General features: G+C 64.0%; 16 protein-coding genes and 1 pseudogene. 2 read left to right on the forward strand and 15 right to left on the reverse strand.

Annotated features, from left to right (window positions below; all coding sequences use genetic code 11):
• Positions 1–52 precede the first annotated feature (52 nt).
• Positions 53–991, forward strand: coding sequence for an alpha/beta hydrolase (locus tag KI243_RS01305; protein ID WP_177083652.1), 939 nt, complete (start codon positions 53–55; stop codon positions 989–991).
• Between the two features lie 26 nt (positions 992–1,017).
• Positions 1,018–1,446 carry a thioesterase family protein gene (locus KI243_RS01310; RefSeq protein WP_017127063.1) on the forward strand — a complete coding sequence of 143 codons (429 nt, stop codon included), beginning with the start codon at positions 1,018–1,020 and terminating at the stop codon, positions 1,444–1,446.
• Here KI243_RS01310 and KI243_RS01315 read toward each other — a convergent pair.
• The 15 genes and pseudogenes from KI243_RS01315 to KI243_RS01385 form a co-directional block, all read right to left on the reverse strand.
• Positions 1,431–2,087: a response regulator transcription factor gene (locus KI243_RS01315; RefSeq protein ID WP_042935672.1), complete on the reverse strand. Its 657-nt coding sequence runs from the start codon at positions 2,085–2,087 to the stop codon at positions 1,431–1,433. The two genes, KI243_RS01310 and KI243_RS01315, sit on opposite strands and share 16 nt — an antisense overlap.
• Before the next feature lie 160 nt (positions 2,088–2,247).
• On the reverse strand, positions 2,248–3,303 hold the full coding sequence (locus KI243_RS01320) for a chemotaxis response regulator protein-glutamate methylesterase (RefSeq protein WP_017127061.1): 1,056 nt from the start codon (positions 3,301–3,303) through the stop codon (positions 2,248–2,250).
• Complete coding sequence (locus KI243_RS01325; protein ID WP_017127060.1) at positions 3,300–3,791, reverse strand: chemotaxis protein CheD; 492 nt, start codon at positions 3,789–3,791, stop codon at positions 3,300–3,302. The genes KI243_RS01320 and KI243_RS01325 overlap by 4 nt, the downstream gene beginning before the upstream one ends.
• Positions 3,788–4,600 carry a protein-glutamate O-methyltransferase CheR gene (locus KI243_RS01330; protein ID WP_017127059.1) on the reverse strand — a complete coding sequence of 271 codons (813 nt, stop codon included), beginning with the start codon at positions 4,598–4,600 and terminating at the stop codon, positions 3,788–3,790. Before KI243_RS01330 ends, KI243_RS01325 begins: the two co-directional genes overlap by 4 nt.
• Before the next feature lies 1 nt (position 4,601).
• Positions 4,602–5,129 carry a chemotaxis protein CheW gene (locus tag KI243_RS01335; protein ID WP_177083648.1) on the reverse strand — a complete coding sequence of 176 codons (528 nt, stop codon included), beginning with the start codon at positions 5,127–5,129 and terminating at the stop codon, positions 4,602–4,604.
• Positions 5,130–5,139: 10 nt separating this feature from the next.
• Positions 5,140–6,777, reverse strand: a complete 1,638-nt coding sequence (locus KI243_RS01340; protein WP_177083646.1) for a methyl-accepting chemotaxis protein — start codon at positions 6,775–6,777, stop codon at positions 5,140–5,142.
• 67 nt (positions 6,778–6,844) lie between these two features.
• Positions 6,845–8,809 (reverse strand): annotated as a pseudogene (locus KI243_RS01345) (chemotaxis protein CheA); the annotation flags it as partial.
• 3 nt (positions 8,810–8,812) lie between these two features.
• A complete protein-coding gene (locus tag KI243_RS01350; RefSeq protein ID WP_017127055.1) occupies positions 8,813–9,130 on the reverse strand; it encodes an STAS domain-containing protein in 318 nt (105 codons plus the stop codon).
• A 7-nt stretch (positions 9,131–9,137) separates the two neighbouring features.
• Positions 9,138–9,503 (reverse strand): response regulator, encoded by a 366-nt coding sequence (locus KI243_RS01355; RefSeq protein ID WP_017127054.1) that lies wholly within the window; start codon positions 9,501–9,503, stop codon positions 9,138–9,140.
• 35 nt (positions 9,504–9,538) lie between these two features.
• Complete coding sequence (locus KI243_RS01360; protein ID WP_042935669.1) at positions 9,539–10,627, reverse strand: methyl-accepting chemotaxis protein; 1,089 nt, start codon at positions 10,625–10,627, stop codon at positions 9,539–9,541.
• Positions 10,628–11,075: 448 nt separating this feature from the next.
• On the reverse strand, positions 11,076–11,987 hold the full coding sequence (locus KI243_RS01365; RefSeq protein WP_017127052.1) for a hypothetical protein: 912 nt from the start codon (positions 11,985–11,987) through the stop codon (positions 11,076–11,078).
• 237 nt (positions 11,988–12,224) lie between these two features.
• On the reverse strand, positions 12,225–12,695 hold the full coding sequence (locus KI243_RS01370; protein ID WP_103032674.1) for a YMGG-like glycine zipper-containing protein: 471 nt from the start codon (positions 12,693–12,695) through the stop codon (positions 12,225–12,227).
• 207 nt (positions 12,696–12,902) lie between these two features.
• Positions 12,903–13,985 (reverse strand): NAD(P)/FAD-dependent oxidoreductase, encoded by a 1,083-nt coding sequence (locus tag KI243_RS01375; RefSeq protein ID WP_212810364.1) that lies wholly within the window; start codon positions 13,983–13,985, stop codon positions 12,903–12,905.
• Positions 13,986–16,010 carry a LodA/GoxA family CTQ-dependent oxidase gene (locus tag KI243_RS01380; RefSeq protein ID WP_212810365.1) on the reverse strand — a complete coding sequence of 675 codons (2,025 nt, stop codon included), beginning with the start codon at positions 16,008–16,010 and terminating at the stop codon, positions 13,986–13,988.
• 488 nt (positions 16,011–16,498) lie between these two features.
• Positions 16,499–18,208, reverse strand: coding sequence for an ATP-binding protein (locus KI243_RS01385; RefSeq protein WP_244861879.1), 1,710 nt, complete (start codon positions 18,206–18,208; stop codon positions 16,499–16,501).
• Positions 18,209–18,396 lie beyond the last annotated feature (188 nt).

An 18,396-nucleotide genomic window follows, 5' to 3' on the forward strand; every position in this document is an offset into this window, starting at 1 on the left:
GCAGATCAGTAAAACGCCTCGACGTTGCCGCACCCTTGCCTGGAAGCCCCTTATGCCTGCCACCTTCGACCCCGATTCCCTGCGCGCCAGCCTGCGACCCCTGGCCGCCGCGCAGCCCTTGTCGGCATCGGCGCAGGCCTACCAGCGCTTCTATGGCCTGGACCTGGCCCACCGCACCTCGCCCTTCAGCAGCCGCCTCGGTGGTTTCCGCAGCGGCGGCTTCGACCTGGTCAGCCAGCTCTGGCTGCCGCGGGACCCCGTGGCGACGCTGTTCCTGTTCCACGGTTTCTACGATCACATGGGGCTGTACCGCAATGTGATCGACTGGGCGCTGGACCGCGGCTTCGCGGTGATCGCCTGTGACCTGCCGGGCCATGGCCTGTCCAGTGGCGAGCGGGCCAGTATCGATGACTTCGCCGAGTATCAACGGGCGCTGGAGGGGTTGTTCGACGAGGCCCGGTCCCTTGACCTGCCGCAGCCCTGGCACCTGTTCGGCCAGAGCACGGGGGGCGCCATCGTCGTCGACCACCTGCTCCGGCATGGCCTCGACAGCCCGGCCCAGGGCAAGGTGGTGCTGCTGTCGCCGCTGGTGCGGCCACGGGCCTGGGGCTGGTCGAAGCTCAGTTACTACCTGCTCAAGCCATTCGTCAAAGGCATTGCCCGGCGTTTCAGCGAGAACACCCATGACCCGGCGTTCATGCCGTTCCTGCAGGCCGATCCGCTGCAACCGCAACGTCTGCCGACCGCCTGGGTCGGCGCCCTGGCGCGCTGGATCCCGGGTATCGAAGGCGCGGCGAAAAGCCCGCGGCGGCCGTTGATCGTCCAGGGTGATGGCGACATGACCGTCGACTGGCAGCACAACCTGACGGTGCTGCGCAGCAAGTTCGACCAGCCCGAAGTGTTGATGCTGGCCGAGGCCCGGCATCACCTGGCGAACGAACTCCCGGAGTACCGCGAGCGCTATTTCAGCTTTCTCGGCGCCCATTTCTGACTGCTCGTTTCCGAGCCGAGGCCCCCATGACCGACCGCCTGCCACACCGTGCCGACTACCGGCATTTCCAGCCGATCATCACCCGCTGGCACGACAACGATGTCTACGGCCATGTGAACAACGTCACCTACTACAGCTTTTTCGACACGGCGGTGAACACCTACCTGATCGAGCAGGGCGGGCTGGATATCCACGATGGCGAAGTCGTCGGCTTCGTGGTCAGTTCCGCCTGCGATTACTTCGCTTCGGTGGCCTTCCCCGAACGCATCGAGATCGGCCTGCGGGTCGGCAAGCTCGGCAACAGCTCGGTGCAATACGAACTGGCGGTGTTCAAGGCCGGCGAAGACGAGGCCTGCGCCGCGGGGCGCTTCGTCCATGTGTTCGTCGATCGCGCGAGCAACCAGCCGGTGTCGATCCCCGGCGGCCTGCGCGATGCCCTTCAGTCGTTGATCTGAATGATCCCTTCGCGCACGGCGAACAGCACCAGGCCGGCGATGTCGTGAATCCGCAGGCGGTGCATGATCTGCGAGCGATGGGCTTCCACGGTCTTGACGCTGAGGCCGAGGCCGACGGCAATGGAGCGGGTCGACTCGCCGCGGGCGATCAGCCGGAGGATTTCCAGCTGGCGGGCGGTCAGCGCGACCTGACTGGCCTTGATCGGCTGCTCATGGCTCTGGCGCACCGCCTGGTTGACCACCAGTGGCACCACCGCCGAGGACAGGTACTGGCCACCGTGGCGCAGGGCCTTGAGGGCCAGTTCCAGTTCCAGCACCGTCGCGGTCTTCAGCAGGTAGCCATGGGCGCCCAGTTGCAGGCACTTCATCACGAAGTGCGTGTCGGTGTGCATCGACAGCATCAGCACCTTGCTGCGCGGCGCCCGCAGTGACAGTTCCTTGAGCGCCGCGACGCTGTTCATACGCTCCATCGACATATCCAGCAGGACGATGTCCGGCTTGAGACTGGAGGCCAGTTCGATCGCTGCCTGGCCATCGCCCGCTTCACCGACGATTTCGTATTCTTGTTGTTTTTCCAGCAATGCCCGCATACCCGCGCGAAACAGCGGGTAATCGTCGGCAAGCAGTATTCGACAAAGCATAAGCTCTAGCCCATGGCGCAAAGGGAAGGGCGCAGCCGCCGCGTGGACGTGCTGCGGTTTTTTGTGTCTGGATTCCAACCCAGGGTCTACACAGATTCAGGCACGGGCCCGCCCGCATGCCGGGCAGGAGCGGGCTCGCCACACGCTTATCGGGTTCAGGTCAACCGTGGCGGCCACTGTCGCCAAAGTGCTGGATCAGTTTCGGCAGCTTCGCCAGGGGCTCGACCGACTGCGCGGCGCCCAGGCGGATAGCCTCCTTGGGCATGCCGAACACCACGCAACTGGCCTCGTCCTGGGCAACGGTACTGGCGCCGTTTTCACGCATGGCGAGCAGCCCGCGGGCACCGTCGTCACCCATTCCGGTCATGATAATCCCCAATGTATTGGCTCCGGCCTGTCGAGCCACTGAACGGAACAACACGTCCACCGACGGCTTGTGCCGGTTGACCGGAGGGCCGTCGAGTACCTCTACCTGATAGTGCGCACCACTGCGTTTGAGCTGCATGTGCAAGCCTCCGGGAGCCAGCAATGCCAGGCCGCTGTGGACGCGATCCAGGTGTCTGGCCTCGCGAACTTCGATCTGGCAGAGCTTGTCCAGGCGCCGGGCAAAATCGGCGGTGAACTTCTCCGGCATGTGTTGAACGATGACAATCCCCGGGCAGTCACGCGGCAACTGCCGAAGGATGAATTCCAGCGCCTGGGTACCGCCCGTGGAACAGCCCAGGGCAACCACCCGGTCCGTGGTCCTGAGCACACCGGCAACGGCTGGCGTCGTGGGACCGGATTCTGCGGCAGGGGGACTGTGGCGAAGGGCCATCGGCCGCGCCCGGGCGCTTTCCTCGACCTTGCGGATCAGTTCGGCGGAGAGCTGTTCCAGGCTCTGCCTGAGGCCCAGGCGGGCCTTGGTGAACACCCCGACGGCCCCGGCGGCGAGCGCCTCGACGCTGACCGCCGAGCCCTGTTCGGTAAGGGTCGAGCAGATCAGCGTGGGCGTCGGGCGCTCGGCCATGATCTGGCGCAGGAAGGTCAGGCCATCCATGCGTGGCATCTCGATATCGAGGATCAGCACGTCCGGCCAGTCCCGCCGCAGCTTGTCGATGGCATACAGCGGGTCGGCCGCCTGGCCGATCACCTTGATGTTCGGATGGCTTTCCAGGCATTGGGTCAGCACCTGGCGGACCAGGGCCGAGTCGTCGACGATAAACACCCGGATCATCGCGCTCGTTTCCCCAGCAGCAGCGGTTGCACGCTGTTGCGCTGGCAGTCGATCACGCCGCTGCTGCCGTCGATATGCAGCCGGCGGTAGTGCTGGCCGTTGAGGTCGCAGTGGTCCACCGCCCAGTTGCGCAGGCTGAACTGTTCGCGGGCAAAGGCGCTGTTGCTGTGGCCGATCTTGCGGGTCGGCGTGCCTTCGAAACGCACCAGGCTGCCACCGCCGAAAATGCCTTTGCGGTACTCGTTGGGATGGGTGCCGTGGCGGCGCATATCGGCCTGGATCCGCTGGAACACGCCTTCGCCGTAGCGGGTGTCGAGGCCGTTGCGTGCGCTCGGGTCGTTCGGCAGCAGGTAGTGCGAGACCGCCAGCAGGCGCCAGCGCGGGTGCCAGAGAATGATCGACACGCAACTGCCGAGCAGGGTGGTGACCGTGCCTTCGTGCTGGCCGAAGAAGTAGTCGCCGGGGCGCAGGAATAACGGCGGATTCATAGGCGTTCGTAGACCGACGGATTGAGCAGTCGCACCGGCAGGTCGAAGCCGTGGATGCTTTCCGCGTGACCGATGAAGAGCAGGCCGCCGGGGCGCAACTGGCTGACCAGGCGTTGGACGATGCGTTGCTTTTCTTCGTTGTTGAAATAGATCAGCACATTGCGCAGGAAGATCACGTCGAACAGGCCGAGCCCGTCGGGCAGCGGCTGGACGATATTGATCTCGCGCAGGCTGACCCGCTCGCGCAGGGCCGCCTGGACGCGGAAGCGCCCGCTCATGTCGCCGACGCCGCTCAGGCAATGGCGCTGCAGCCAGCCCTGGGGGAAATACTTGGCCTGGGCCATGTCGTAGATCCCTTCGGCGGCCTTTTCCAGCATGCTCAGGCTGAGGTCGCTGGCGAGGATCGACCAGTCGCCGCCGCGCAGGTGTTCCTGGATCACCATGGCCATGCTGTAGGGCTCTTCGCCGGAAGAGCAGGCGGCACTCCAGAATTTCAGCGGGCCTTTCTGGCGAGCCAGCCAGGTGCCGAGAAAGTCGAAGTGCGGGTGTTCGCGAAAGAAGTAGGTTTCGTTGGTGGTCAACAGGTCCACCACCAGCCGTCGCTCCTTGAGGTACGCCGGCTGGTCGAGCATCTGCAGGTACTCGGCGTAGTTGTCGAGCTGGTAATGACGCAGGCGTTTCATCAGCCGTCCGGCCACCAGCGGGCGCTTGTTCGGCGCCAGGACGATGCCCGAGGCTTCGGCCATCAGCGCCTGCAGGCGGCGGAATTCACTGTCACCCAGGGTCGGCAGCTTGAGGTAGCTCGACATCTCAGCTTCCCTGGGTCGCGGCGAGGCTGAGCTGGCGGATGTCGTCGAGGGACAACACCTGCGGGATGTTCAGGATGATGGTGAAGCCCTCTTCGCCACGGGCCATGCCGGCGATGAAATCGGTGCGGATCCCGGCGCCGAACGTCGGCGCGGCGACCACCTGCTGCGGGTCGATATCGAGCACCGCGTCCACTGCGTCGACCACCAGGCCGATGCGCTGGCTGAAGTCATCCAGTTCCAGTTCGATGATCACGATGCAGGTGCGCTTGCCGGCGGCGGTCAGTTCGAAACCGAAGCGCGCGGCCAGGTCCAGCACCGGCACCACGTTGCCGCGCAGATTGATTACGCCATGGATGAACGCCGGCATCATCGGCACGGCGGTCACGTCGCCGTACTCGATGATCTCGCGCACCAGGTCGATGGGCACCGCATAGGCCGCCTGCCGCACGCGGAACGACAGGTGCTGGATGCTCAGCGCCACGGGCGCGTCGGGCAGGGCCTGGAGCTGGCGGCTGAGGTTCGCAGTCATGATCCGGCCCTCAATTGAAGCTCACGAATTGGCCTTCATCGACCGTCGCGCGGCTCTTGAAACCGTCACGCGGGCCGTTGAAGGCATAACTGTCCTGGCTGCGCGGTTGCGGCCGGTGGGTCGCTCCCGACTCTTCTTCGAAGCGGAAGAAACCGATCAGCTCCTGCAACTGCCCGGCCTGGGCGTTCATCTCCTCGGCGGTGGCGGCCAGTTCCTCGGAGGCGGAGGCGTTCTGCTGGGTGATCTGGTTCATCTGGCCCATGGCGATATTGATCTGCCCGGCGGCGCCGCTCTGCTCCTGGGACGCGGCGGTGATTTCCTGGACCAGGTCGGAGGTCTTCTGGATGTTCGGCACGATTTCGTTGAGCAGGCGTCCGGCCTGTTCGGCCAGTTGCACGCTGCTGGAGGCGACCTGGCCGATTTCCTGGGCGGCGACCTGGCTGCGTTCGGCGAGCTTGCGCACTTCGGCGGCGACCACCGCGAAGCCCTTGCCGTGGTCGCCGGCACGGGCGGCCTCGATGGCGGCGTTGAGGGCCAGCAGGTTGGTCTGGTAGGCGATGTCGTCGATGATGCTGATCTTGTCGGCGATCTGTTTCATCGCCAGTACCGTGTCGCCCACCGCGCCGCCGCCCTGCACGGCGTCATTGGCGGCCTTGCCGGCGATGCCGTCGGTGATCTTCGCGCTTTCGGTGTTCTGGGCGATGGAGGCCGACATCTGCTCCACCGAGGCGCTGGTCTGCTCGACGCTGGCGGCCTGTTCGTTGGCGGCCTGGCTCAGGGACTGGGAGGTCGAGCTGACCTGTTCCGAGGCCGAGGACAACGAGTCGGCGGCGCTGCGCACATCGCCGAGAATGCTGCGCAGGCGCACGGTCATGTTCTGCATGGCGGCCAGCAACTGGCCGGTTTCATCCTTGCTGATCACCGGCAGGTCCTGGCTCAGGTCGCCGGCGGCCATGCGGTTGGCGGCTTCCACGGCGCCGTTGAGCGGACGGGTGATGCTGCGCGTGACCAGCACGCCGATCAGCATGCCCATCAGGGTCGCGGCGATCACCAGGGCGATCATCTGGGTCTGCGAACTGGTGGCGATATCATTGATCTGCTGGTTGGCTTCGGCGGCGCGATCCTGCTTGCCACGGGTGACCTGGCCGATCAGCTTGTCGACCACGTCGCCGCTGGTCACGGCCTTGGGCAGCAGGTCGGTGACGTCGCTGGTTTCCTGCAACTGGTTGGATTGCTGGTGAGTGCTCAGCACCTGGTGGATCAGATTCTCGTAGTCCTTGAGCGGTGCGTCGATCTGGTCGATCTGGGCCTGGCCTTCCTTGGTGATAAAGGCCTTGCGCGCGTCGGCGATCAACTTGCGGGTCTGTTCCAGGGCCGCCCGCGCCTGATTGGCGGCCTGTTCGCGACCGGCCTGGCTGGTGGCGAGCAGGCTGTGGCGCATCGAGCGCCCGGCGACGATCAGCTGGATATTGGCTTCCTGCATCAGGCTCATGCCGGTGACATCGAGGTCGTACATGCGGTCCGACAGGTCGTTGACCTGGGACAGGTTGCGGATGCCGATCACGCCGATGATGGCGGTCAGCACCACCACCAGCAGGAAGCCCGCGGTCAGCCGGATGCCTATCTTCATGTTCCTGATGAATTGCATGATAATTCTCCTGAAAGGCTGGGCAAGGGGTATGAATCGGGTGGGCCACGGGTTCGGTGGTGGCCTGCAACTGGCGGAACAGACTGGCGATATCGAGGATCAGCGCCACCTGGCCGGAGCCGAGGATGGTCGAGCCGCTGATGCCGCGCAGGTGCTGGAACATCTGGCCGAGGGGCTTGATCACGGTCTGCAGTTCGCCAAGCAACTGGTCGACGATCAGCCCGGCCTGCTGCCGGCCCTGGCTGACCACGACTATGTTGCGGCGCCGGGCACTGCTTGGTGTCAGGCCGAAATGCCGGTCGAGGGCGATGCACGGCAGGGGCTTGCCCCGCAGGTTGAGATAGCCCTGGCCCTGGCTCAGCCACTCGGGGCCGGCCTCCATGCATTCGGTGACCATGTCCAGCGGGATGACGAAATTGTCCTGGCCGACGCCGACCTGGAAGCCGTCGATGATCGCCAGGGTCAGCGGCAGGCGGATGCGGAAGGTGCAGCCCTGGCCGGCCACCGAGTCGATCTCGATCACCCCGCGCAACTGGTCGATGGCACTGCGCACCACATCCATGCCGACGCCGCGGCCGGAGAGGTTGGAGACCTGTTCGGCGGTGGAGAACCCCGCTTCGAAAATCAGCAGGTGGATATCCGGATCGCTGAGCTGCGCGTCCGGGTCCACCAGGCCCTTGTCGATGGCCTTGGCCAGGATCCGCGCGGTGTTCAGGCCACGGCCGTCGTCGCTGACTTCGAGGACGATCATGCCGGAGTCGTGATAGGCATTGAGGCGCAGGTTGCCTTCGGCGGGCTTGCCGACGGCCAGGCGCTCGGCAGCCGACTCGATGCCGTGGTCGATGGCGTTGCGCACCAAGTGGGTCAGCGGATCGGCGATCTTGTCGATCACCGACTTGTCCAGCTCGGTCTCGCCGCCGACCAGGCTCAGCTGGATATTCTTGTCCAGTTCCTGGCTGACATCACGGACCACCCGATGGAAGCGATTGAAAGTCTCGCCGACTTCCACCATGCGCAGTTTCAACGCCGCTTCGCGGATCTGCTCGACGTGCTGGTGCACGGCCTGGGTGGTTTCCATGCAACCGCTGTCGGCACTGCGCCGCGCCTGCATCTGCGCCCCGGCGGTACTGATCACCAGTTCGCCGACGAGGTTGATCAGTTCGTCGAGCTTGTGCGCGGCGACCTTGACCATCGTCGTGTCGAGGCTGCGGCGGTCACGGCTGGTCGTGGTCTTTGCCGGGGGCGTATCGAGGGCCGGCGACGGCTCGATGACGGGCGCCATCACGGCCATGGCGGGCGGCTCGACAGGACTGAGGCGGAGCTCGCAGAAGTCCTGGATAAACTCGAAGACTTCCTCGATTTCCGTCTGGCTGGCGGCGGTCAGCAACTGGAATTCAAAGCCCAGGTGGCAGGTTTCCGGGTCCAGATGATCGAGGGCCGGCAGGGCCTCGCTGCGGGTTCGCAGGGCGATGATTGCGCCCAGGCGCTTGAGGTAGCGCAGGAACGCCGCGGGGTCGAAGCCGTTGCGAAACAGCTCCTCGGAAAAGCTGATGGAAACCTGCCAGGTGATCGAGTCCGCCGCCCCTGGAGGGGCGTCTTGCGGCTCAACCGGAGCCGACTCCGCGGGCGCTTGCCCCTGGGCCTCGAACAGCGCCGCGAGCAGGGGCGCCTGGCGGGCCTCGTCGGCGTCCAGCAGGCCGCTGTCGGGGTCGACGCGCTCGATCATCGCGCTCAGCTCGTCCATGCAGTTGAGCATCAGCGAGGTCAGGGCCGGGGTCAGTGCGCGCTGGCCGTCGCGCACCGACATCAGCAGGCTTTCCAGGTGGTGGGTGAGGTTGACCAGTGGCGTCAGCGAGAAGATCCCGGCAGAACCCTTGAGGGTATGCACGGCGCGGAACAGGCTGTTGACCGCGTCCTGGTCGGCGGGGCTGGTCTCAAGGCGTAGCAGGCTGTCCTCGGCGTCCTTGAGCAGGTCGCGACCTTCGCTGAGAAAGCCCAGCAACAGCTGGTTCCATTGTTCGCCACTGAGCATGGGTCAGTCCTCGGTCTGGACGGCGGGGTACAGGGATTCCAGGTTCAGGAGTGTCAGCAGTTCCCGGGCGGTGTCGGAGACCTGGCTCACGGTGGCGGGATGATCGATGGAGGACAGCGCCCGCTGGATCGCCAGGAGCAACTGGGCACCGGCGCTGTCGAGTTCGCTCAGGCCGCTCAGGTCCAGCTGCCAGGGGCCCGGTGGCAGCGGCAGCAGGCCGAGCAACTGTTCGCGGGCCATACTGACTTCGTAGAGGGTCAGGTCGCCCTTGAGGCGCAATTGCGCGGGCGTGCCATCGACAGCGGGTGTCAGCGAGAACATGGTGTGTTCACCCCAGGAGCTTTTCGACAGCTGCCAGCAGTTGCTGGGGCTGGAACGGCTTGACGATCCAGGCCTTGGCCCCGGCGGCCTGGCCCTCGGCTTTCTTCGACTGCTCGCTTTCGGTGGTGAGCATGATGATCGGTGTGAAGCGGTATTCGTTGCGGGCCTTGACCGCCTTCACCAGCCCGATGCCGTCGAGGTTGGGCATGTTCACGTCGCTGATGATCAGGTTGATCTTCTGCCCGGTCAGCTTGGTCAGTGCGTCGCGGCCGTCGCAGGCTTCGATGACCTGGTGACCGGCGGCGGTCAGGCTCATTTTCACCAGTTGGCGCATCGACAGGGAGTCGTCGACGATCAGGATGGTCTTGGCCATGTTCATCACTCTTGCAAAGGGAAAAGCGGGAGAAACTAGAAGAAGGTCACGTCGCTGCTGGCCGCCGCCTGGGGCCGACCCTGTCGCTCTTCGTCGGTGGTGAAGCGCTGGCGCAGGCGTTCGAGCCAGGCGGGCGGGTCATTGAGACTGCTGTCCTGGCTGGCAATGGCTTCGAGCAAGTGGGTGAGGTCGGCCTGGACATGGTCGAGCATCTGGTCGGTGCGGTCCTGGAACTGCAGGTTGACCATGATGGCCTGGATGTCGGCCTGGGTGTCCCGGGCGTCCTGTTGCAGGGCGCGGGAGGCATCGGTCAGCTCGTCGAGGTTGTCCCCCAGGCGTGCCATGACCTGGGTCACCGAGCGGTTGAGGAAGTCCAGGTTGGCCTGTTCGCTGGTGCCCAGTTCGGCGGCGGCGCTGATGGTGGTCTGGATCGCATGGTTGATTTCGCCGACCTTGGCATCCATGCCCTGGCCGGTTTCGGCGGACAGGGTGGAGAGCTTGCGCACTTCGTCGGCGACCACCGAGAAGCCCCGGCCGTATTCGCCGGCGCGAGCTGCCTCGATGGCGGCGTTGAGCGCCAGCAGGTTGGTCTGGCTGGCGATTTCCTGCACCCGCTTGGCCATCTGCTGCAACTGGCTTGCGTAGTCGCCCAGGTGGCTGATGGTGCCGAGCAGTTCGTGCTGGCGCTGGCTGCTGGTTTCGAAGGACTGGGTCACTTCATGCAGGCGGTCGTTGGCATCGCGCAGGCTTTCGCCGACACCGCCGCTGCCGAGGATGCTTTCGGAGTTGTGCAGGCCGCCTTCCAGGCGTGTGGCGATATTGGCGAAACGCTGGAACAGCTCGCTGATATTGGACTGCAGCAGTTCGCGGCTCTGGCCGATGCTGTCGCTCCAGCTCGGCGCGACGGCCGGCAGCAGGACATGCAGTTCGGTGGCAGGGGGGGCGGTATCGGGGTGTGGCGTAAGGGAGGTGGCGAGCGCGGCGTTCGGCGCCTTGGTGACACGCAGGCCTATGACGGCGGCGGCGATAAGCACGAGGCCGGCACCATTGAGGAGGGGGTGGGCGAGAAACAGCCCGACAGCACTAAGCGCGATCCCTAACCAGACTCCAAGATAGATCCGCATCTCCTGCTTCCATTGCATAGCTCAAGGTCGGCGGATCATATCGGTAGCATATTGATATCAGTATCGGGATAACCCTTAATCCGACTGACCGGACAGCTTGTGTTTTCGCGTGTGCAATTGGTTTTTAAATTGACCGCTCGGACAGATATTTCGACCATCATCCAGTAACGGCAAAGGCTCCTGGGAAGATGGTGCAAAGGCTCTAACGTGCGGCCTCTAGGAATTCGGCTTAAGGCATCGGCGAGCGAGAGATGTAATGGAATGTAACGCATCTCCCCTGGCCATGGACTACGGGCGGGGCGGATTAAGCGTAACGCTTACAAGCGCGGCGACCCTCGGGAGAGGGCCGCCGCCGGTACATCAGTGCACGAACAGCGCGATCAGGATAATGACCGGGATGGGTACACCCAGGAAGAACAGTAGAAGTGAGCGCATGTTGATTCTCCTATTAACGCAGGGTCACGGCTTCGGTGGTGTGGTATTCGCCGGCTTCCAGGTAGGTCACGCCATCGCGCTGGCGACCGCCGAACGTGGCGGCGAGGCTGGCGAAGAAGGCACCGATGAGCAGCGCGATAAACATCCACAGGGTTGACCAGGCGGCGGCCTTGGCAGCGCGATCGGCAGCCTGGCGGGCGTCGTCTACGGCCTGGCGGGCCTGGCCGTAGACCTGGTCCACACGTGCTTCGGCCTGGGCCTGGCTGAGATTGGTACGCTGACTGACCAGCTGCGCCAGGTAGGCGCGGTCGTCAGCGCTCAACTGACTGTTGCCCAGGCTGCGGGCGAAGATCCGCGTGACCACGGCGTGGGCGGCGTCTTCGCTGACGGCCACCGGGCGGTTATCGCGAAACAGCAGGTCGATGAAGTAGTCGGAGTTGCCCGCGGTGTTCTGCGTGGCGGTGCTGGCGAGGCTGCTCGTGGCCCCGGAGGCGACCGTCGCCCCCGCCTTGACGCCGCCGCCGACCAGACCGCTGACGGAGCCGGCTACCACGGTGACGGTCAGCAGGGTTGCCACGGCCCAGGCCAGAAAACCATGGGCGGTATCGCGGAAGTAGACCTCATCGCTGTGCATGCGGGTCCACTTCACCCGCAGGCGCCCGGCGAGATAACCGCCCATGCCCGAGGCGAGGATCTGTGTCACGGCCAGCCAGACGATCGCCGAGATGCCAAGTCCCTTGGCACTGACGCCTTCGCCCGCCCAAGGCGAGACGGCGGAAAAGCCCAGCCCGGCACCGAGCATGAGCAGCAGGAGAGAAAGTGCGGCCGCGGCGGCGGCTCCGGCAAAGATCGCCGCCCAGGAAACTCCTGAGTGATTCGACGAGTCGTGCACTGCGCCAGGGTAGGTTTCGGCGTTCCCGATCATTGTTGTTGTGCTCCATAAGTGAGAGACATGCAGCCTTCACTCAGGAGATAGCAGCGGACGTGCCAAACCCTCGATTGAAAAAATCAGTATTTATTTCAGTGGGTTGCAGGCAAGGCTGGGTCTGAGGCCCATGCAATCTGCATGGTCGATGGATTTGCCGACGGGCTTTATGCATGGGGGAGCGAGGGGGCGTGCCCAAGCCAAGGGAATGCCTGGGTGGCATTCCCTTGCGCTGACTCAGTCGCGCCAGTGACGACCGTGCTTGCGATGGCCATAGGCGTGGCCACGGCCACGGTGGTCACCGCGATAGTCGCGACGGTCATCCCGGTAACGGCGATCTTCGCGATCGCTGGAGTTGCCCATGTAGTTACCCAATGCACCGCCGGCGCCACCGCCCGCCGCAGCGCCGATCAGGCTGCCGGTGCTGCCGCCCATGCTGCGGCCGACCACGTTGCCACCGGCCGCGCCGAGGGCCCCGCCGATGGCGGCTTCGCCACGGCTGCGCCGGTCGGCACCCACCGCACTACCGCCCGCGCCGCCCAGGGCCGCGCCGATGGTCGAACCGGTGTTACCGCCCAGCGACTGGCCGACGGCGGAGCCGAGCACGCCGCCCAATGCGCCACCAATACCGGCTTCGGTGGTACCGCCAGCCGACGCGAGGCCACTGGCCAGGCTCAGGGACAACAAGAGAATCGACGAGAACTTCATGTGAGAGGAGCCTCAAAGGGATGACGGCGCGATCCTGAGGCTTGTGACGGAGTCGTTACAATGGAAATCCGACGAATAGCACGGGTTGTATACAAAATCATAACTTACTGTTTTTACTGGGGAACTTAGTCGAAAAAAGACAGTCCTAGATCACTTCAACCCTGCCGTTTCGCGCGTCCTGCGCATCGTCAACGCGCTTTTTCGACGCTAGCGCCGACTCCAGAAAAGCGACTCGCTCCAGCGTTTTTCCATCCCGTAGAACTGCTTCCGGTTAATCAGGTAGGCGGCGTAGATCCGTGCCAGCAGATCGGCATAGGCCGGTAGCGCCTTGTCGTCGCCCTGCAGCGAGGCATGCACGGCCTGGGCACAGTGAATGCCGCAGTAAAGCGCGGTGGCGATGCCTTGCGAGGACAGCGGGTCGAAGGACAGCGCCGCATCGCCGACGGCCGCCCAATGCTCGCCATGGAACACGGAAAGCCGCCCGCTGCCGGCATCCATGCCGTGGACCGAGGTGCCGGGCAGGTAGCCATGTTGCTGGCACAGGTCGCGGAGCAAGTGCGTCTGTTGCAGCAGTCGCCAGAGGCCCTGGCTGTTCAGCAACTGCTGGCGGTCGAGCAGGTCGAGATCGCTGAGGTAGGTCACCAGCCGCTCTCCCGAGGGCAGCAGTACGCTGTACCACCAGCCGTTCTCGGCCGCCTCGACCAGGGTCCGGCCGTCCCGGTCGGTGCCCCGGGGGCTGTGCAGCAACAGGTAGAACGCCACCAGCCGATCATTTTCCAGGCGCTGTGCCCCTTGCTGGCGGGCGAACACGGCCGGGCGGCCACCGGCGTCGATCAGCCAGCGGCTGCGGACCCGGTGTTCGTGACCGTCGCGGGCGAGGCGCAGGCAGAAACCGTCCTCGTCGGGTGTCTGGCTCAAGCGCGTAGATTCGTGAAGCGCCACCCCGGCCTGGCGGGCGGCGGCACGCAGGTGACGATCGAAAGCGGCACGGTCCAGTTGGAAGCCCTGGCCGTGGGTACGAAAGATGAAGTCATCGGTGTGTGGCTCATCCGAGCCCCACATCGAGACATTGCCGTAGCTGGGGCGATGCCCGGCGGCGAGAAAGCCGTCGAGCACCCCCAGGTCGGCGAGCAGCGAACGGGCCGAAGGCGGAAAACCCTCGCCCACCCGAAAACGCCCGGCAGGCGCCGAATCGGCCAGCAGCACCCGCCAGCCCTGGCGAGCCAGGGTGATGGCGGTCGCCGAACCGGCCGGACCGCCACCGACGATGGCGACGTCGTAGTCTTCCATCTAGGTCGGACGGTTTCCGGGGTTGACGGCGCGTGGTGCCTCCCGGGCCTCTTCCTGACTGCTGAAGTTGGCCCCCTTGGGTGGCCGTGGTCCCGCGGCGCCGGGACTGCCCGCCGCCGCAAAATCGGCCGCCAACTGCGCACTGGCAAAGGTCTGCGCCTGGGTAATGGCCGGGCCGTAGCTGGCGACCATCATCGTGTCCGGGTAGACGGCGCTGCCGGAGATGCCCTTGCGTACTTCCAGCAGGCCCATGGAGCCGAAGATATCGACCATGGTCTTCATCTGTACCGCGGTCGGGGTCTTTTCCGGATAGTTGATATCCAGCGGCGCGTTCCAGTTGCTGCGCTCGACAAAGGCGACGAGGCGCTGCTCCGGCGGCACCGAAGGGTCGGTGACCAGGGCGTAATCGGCATCGCTGAGCACTTGGTTGGGGACGCGGGCGGGCCAGAATGTCGAGGTGAACGGGTTGTAGGCCGGGTCGTAGCCGCCACGGCAATAGGCCGTGTCCGCCTGCCAGGGCAGGCCCATCCAGCGGTTCAGGTCACCGGGCCCCTGGCCGTACAGCGGGCCGCCGACGGCCAGTGCCTGGGCCTGGTTCAGGGTTTTGCCGTAGTCGGGTTGCGAGCTGCCGGCCGGACGCTGGCGAATGCGCCAGGGCTTGGCATACAGCGGCAGGTGACGCATCGGCCAGGTCAGTTCGCAGCCGGGATGGAAGGCATCGGCCAGGCAGAAGTCCAGGGCTGCACGGTCGAGCATCGCCGGTTGCTCGGCCAGGGGGACCGAGTCGAGGTGCTCGGGCAGCGGATCGCCGGCCCAGTCGGATTCGAAGGTGCCAGCGGCCCAGAGGCTGAGCGCCTGGTACTGGGTCTGGGTAATCGCGGCGTTCTGCCGTGGGCTCGGGTTGGGTATCGAGGTCATGGCATCGCCATAGATCCATGGCCAGGGCAGGACGTTGCCATCGACCGGGTCGGGCTGGCGGAAACTGTTGAAGATCTGCCGGCGGGTTTCACCGAACACATCATAGTTGTCCGACGTCGGCTTGCTCGCCAGTTGGGCGATGAAGGCCGGGTCTTCGAAGTTGTAGCGGCCGTTATGGCCGAACTGGGTGGCGAAGCCCTGGTTGACCCATTGCAGGCCTGACAGGCGTTGCAGGATCGGATAGACATCATGCCGGAACGATACCGAGGTGCTCGGCTTCAGCCAGCCGGCCCCGATGAACAGGTCATAGGTCAGGTCGTACAGGGTGCGTATGGCTTTTACCTGCGGTGCGTAGTTCGGCGGCGCGGTGACGACCCAGGCCGGCTCCACCGGGATCGAGCGACCGCCGATACTGACCTGGGCGCTGACCGGGCCATCGCTGGTATCGTCGTACCAGCCGTCGGCGTTGATAAAGCTGTTGTCGTCTGTCGGGTTGAAGATCGGTGTGCCTTTGGGCGAGGCGGAGACGCCGCGACCGCCGAGGAACAGCAACCGACCCTGGGCGTCCGTGCGCAATTCGCCGAGGTAGACCGGCGTGCCCTGGAACGTCCCGTTGAACTCGACTCCCGATGCCAGGGTGCCGCTGATATGTTGCAGGCCGCCGTCAATGGTCAGTTCGCCGCGGGCCTTGGCGTCGGTGACTGTCGCATTGCGCAGGGGCAGTACCACCTTGGCGGCTTCGGGGATGTCCATCGCCAGTTGCCACTGGTACCACTGCGCCTTGCTGTTGGCGACATGGGCCGACCAGGTGATATCGGCGTTTTCCGTGGTCAGCTCGGCGACCACTTCGCCGGCCAGGTTATAGCCGTAGATCCGGAATTCGGCGGCCTGGCGCTTCAGGGCGCCCTGGGCATCGCGATAAAACCCGAGGGGTTCGGGCCGGGGTTCCGTGACCTGGGGGCCGACAAAATATTCCGCCTCGCTGTTACCGACCCGCGCGACGCCGATGGCCGGGTGGATCGCGGCGCTGACGATGCGGTTGTCCTTGCTGGGGGAGGTTGGGGTGTCGCCGTGGTGGTGCGTGGTGTGACCGGGCGTGATCGACATGAGTACTCTCCGCAATCCGTGCTAAAGAGGAAGTTGCCCGACCTGCGGGCAGGATCCCTGGGCGGGTGCCGACCATCACATTCGAATGGATGAAGAGCACCGCCCGGAGACTCTAGTAAAGGGCCATCAGTTTGTCGAATGGCCTTTTGCTATTACCTCGGCGATGATCCTCGGCTGCGGTTATCAAGGCATCCGAAACGAGCGTCGATCAGCTTGCACGGATCATGATCAGGCTGGCCTCACTGACTGTTTCTGTCCCGGCGAGGGGCCTGGCACTATTCCTCGTTCCACCAGCCAAAGACGACCGGCCTCGGTTGTCCGATAGGCCTGTTGCGGATGATTGACCACTTCGGCATGGGTGTACTCCAGAAAGCCTGCCTTGCTGCGCAGCGGGTTGATATGCCCAGTCTTCAGCGGCCCCATCTGCCTGTTTAATTGCCTGGCCAGTTGATCTGCACTGTGTGGGCGGAGCGAGCAGAGCCAAAGGATTAGTGGCCACAGCTTTTCCTTGCGCGCCTTGGGTGAGAGCGTCTCAATGGCGGCAAGCAGTGTGGAGGGTAACTCCCTCGTATTCGAGATGAGGTCATCCGTATTTGGGACGAGGTCATCCTCGGGATGAGGTCACCCGTATTCGGGACTTCAGTTACGCCGGATGCGATGATCGAGGAGGGGCGCTGGCTGTCGAAAGGCGAAAGCGTGGGTAGTTCGGCGAGTTGATAATAGGTTGAGGGGCCACCACCGCCTTTTACCAACAAGCCACGATCATGATGCAGTCGTCGCAAGATCTGGCTGGCTGCCAGCGTATCGAGCCCACTGATATCGCGCAGGGCCGCATTATCAACCGCTCCGGTTTCCGCGGCCAGAATCAAGGCCTTGGCTTCATCATCGGTCAAATGCAGGTGGCTGAATTGTTGAAGCCAATGGAGCTGTTCCTCGCCCAGCAATTGATGGAGCAGGTAGTGAGCCGTGAACTGGTTCTCCAGTTGATGGCTGCTGAATACCGGGGCCGTCAATCCCAGTTCCTGCAGCAGACGGCGCATGGTGCGGATACCGGTGCCCTTGGTTTCGGCGAAGTCCAGATCGTAAAGCACACTGGCAATGATCGGATTGCGCAGTAGCGAGCCCATTTCCCCGAGCATCGTCGCGGGTTTCAGTGAATAGCCCGCGTTGCGGATCTCCAGCCGGTTGCTGTAACGCACCACGAGTGTTGGTTGGTTGACCTGATAGTCCCGGTGCATGAGGGCATTCACCACCGCCTCACGAATCACTTTCTGAGGCAGCAGAGGCTGGTCGGAACGTTGTGTTTCTCCCTCACGCAAACGAAAGTGCCGGGGCATGTCATCAAGAATCGTGGCTTCCAGTCGCGCTATCAACCGGATCAACGGCTCGCGAAAATCCAGGGTAGTCGCGAAACGTTGTGCCGGGTCCTGTACCCACTGCACACCCTGGATGCGCACGTAGTCCACTCGTACGGCGGGTAACAGGCGACGAAGCGCCAGAGGTTTGCCCAGCAATAGTAGCCCGGCAATGTTAGGCCGCACGCGTCCGTTGACCTGTCTGACCAGATTGAGCGCACGTAGCATTTCTTCGTCGTCAGCCAGTAACTCCTCGGCCTGTGGACGCACCCTCGCGCGTAAGTGGCGATAGAGGGAAATTGTTCCCTCATCCAGGTCTTCCCACCCTGCATCCGGGAGTACGACTTGCTCGAAACTCAGTCCTGACTTGGCCAGTAACAGCGGCTCGAGTTCTTGCTGAGAACATTCGTAGTCGCCGTTGAGGCCGCGTCGCCAGACGCCTGTCCTGCGTTTGTTCTTACTGTCGAATCTGCCCTTGAATACACAGGGCTTTGCCGCCGCATCCAACTCCGGCACATAGACTGCGATGATTCGTTTGTCTTCCAGTAGTGCGGCTTCGCATTGCACGGGAATGGGGGCTTCGAATTGCTCACGGCAGTTGACCTGAATGTCACTCAGGAGCTTGTCGATATCTGCTATGCCATAGAGCCAGAACCTGTCGTGCAACTCGTCCGGTTCGCTGACGCCCAGCAACAGATACCCACCGCCCAATCCCGGTTCGTTGGCGAAGGCACAGATGGTCTGCATGATTGAACTGCCAACTTGTTCCGCACGCTTGGCCTCGATGCGTGGGTGTTCATCGAGGAGATAAAGTTCATCAAGAAGAGATTCGACCGATTGCATCAGCACATTTACCTCCGCCCTTTGTTTGTACCTGCGCAGGTTGGCGGCGCTGAGGCATGGGCGTCAGAGGCTGATCATTGATCACCGGGGTCAAGAGGTGGGTGCTAAAAGATCTCTTTTACTTGACTGAATTTTCCTAAAAAGACCAAGACATTACGCCTTCTTGATGTTTGGCAGAGCGCCATTGC

The sequence above is a fragment of the Pseudomonas sp. Ost2 genome, from assembly GCF_018326065.1.
Taxonomy (GTDB): domain Bacteria; phylum Pseudomonadota; class Gammaproteobacteria; order Pseudomonadales; family Pseudomonadaceae; genus Aquipseudomonas; species Aquipseudomonas gingeri.

What these genes read in the sequence shown, in the direction of transcription:
- KI243_RS01340 (WP_177083646.1), bottom strand. Translation starts at nt 6,777, where the DNA reads ATGCAATTCATCAGGAACATGAAGATAGGCATCCGGCTGACCGCGGGC.
- KI243_RS01380 (WP_212810365.1), bottom strand. Translation starts at nt 16,010, where the DNA reads ATGTCGATCACGCCCGGTCACACCACGCACCACCACGGCGACACCCCA.
- KI243_RS01350 (WP_017127055.1), bottom strand. Translation starts at nt 9,130, where the DNA reads ATGTTCTCGCTGACACCCGCTGTCGATGGCACGCCCGCGCAATTGCGC.
- KI243_RS01320 (WP_017127061.1), bottom strand. Translation starts at nt 3,303, where the DNA reads ATGATCCGGGTGTTTATCGTCGACGACTCGGCCCTGGTCCGCCAGGTG.
- KI243_RS01385 (WP_244861879.1), bottom strand. Translation starts at nt 18,208, where the DNA reads ATGCAATCGGTCGAATCTCTTCTTGATGAACTTTATCTCCTCGATGAA.
- KI243_RS01325 (WP_017127060.1), bottom strand. Translation starts at nt 3,791, where the DNA reads ATGAATCCGCCGTTATTCCTGCGCCCCGGCGACTACTTCTTCGGCCAG.
- KI243_RS01370 (WP_103032674.1), bottom strand. Translation starts at nt 12,695, where the DNA reads ATGAAGTTCTCGTCGATTCTCTTGTTGTCCCTGAGCCTGGCCAGTGGC.
- KI243_RS01315 (WP_042935672.1), bottom strand. Translation starts at nt 2,087, where the DNA reads ATGCTTTGTCGAATACTGCTTGCCGACGATTACCCGCTGTTTCGCGCG.
- KI243_RS01305 (WP_177083652.1), top strand. Translation starts at nt 53, where the DNA reads ATGCCTGCCACCTTCGACCCCGATTCCCTGCGCGCCAGCCTGCGACCC.
- KI243_RS01330 (WP_017127059.1), bottom strand. Translation starts at nt 4,600, where the DNA reads ATGTCGAGCTACCTCAAGCTGCCGACCCTGGGTGACAGTGAATTCCGC.
- KI243_RS01310 (WP_017127063.1), top strand. Translation starts at nt 1,018, where the DNA reads ATGACCGACCGCCTGCCACACCGTGCCGACTACCGGCATTTCCAGCCG.
- KI243_RS01365 (WP_017127052.1), bottom strand. Translation starts at nt 11,987, where the DNA reads ATGATCGGGAACGCCGAAACCTACCCTGGCGCAGTGCACGACTCGTCG.
- KI243_RS01360 (WP_042935669.1), bottom strand. Translation starts at nt 10,627, where the DNA reads ATGCGGATCTATCTTGGAGTCTGGTTAGGGATCGCGCTTAGTGCTGTC.
- KI243_RS01355 (WP_017127054.1), bottom strand. Translation starts at nt 9,503, where the DNA reads ATGGCCAAGACCATCCTGATCGTCGACGACTCCCTGTCGATGCGCCAA.
- KI243_RS01375 (WP_212810364.1), bottom strand. Translation starts at nt 13,985, where the DNA reads ATGGAAGACTACGACGTCGCCATCGTCGGTGGCGGTCCGGCCGGTTCG.
- KI243_RS01335 (WP_177083648.1), bottom strand. Translation starts at nt 5,129, where the DNA reads ATGACTGCGAACCTCAGCCGCCAGCTCCAGGCCCTGCCCGACGCGCCC.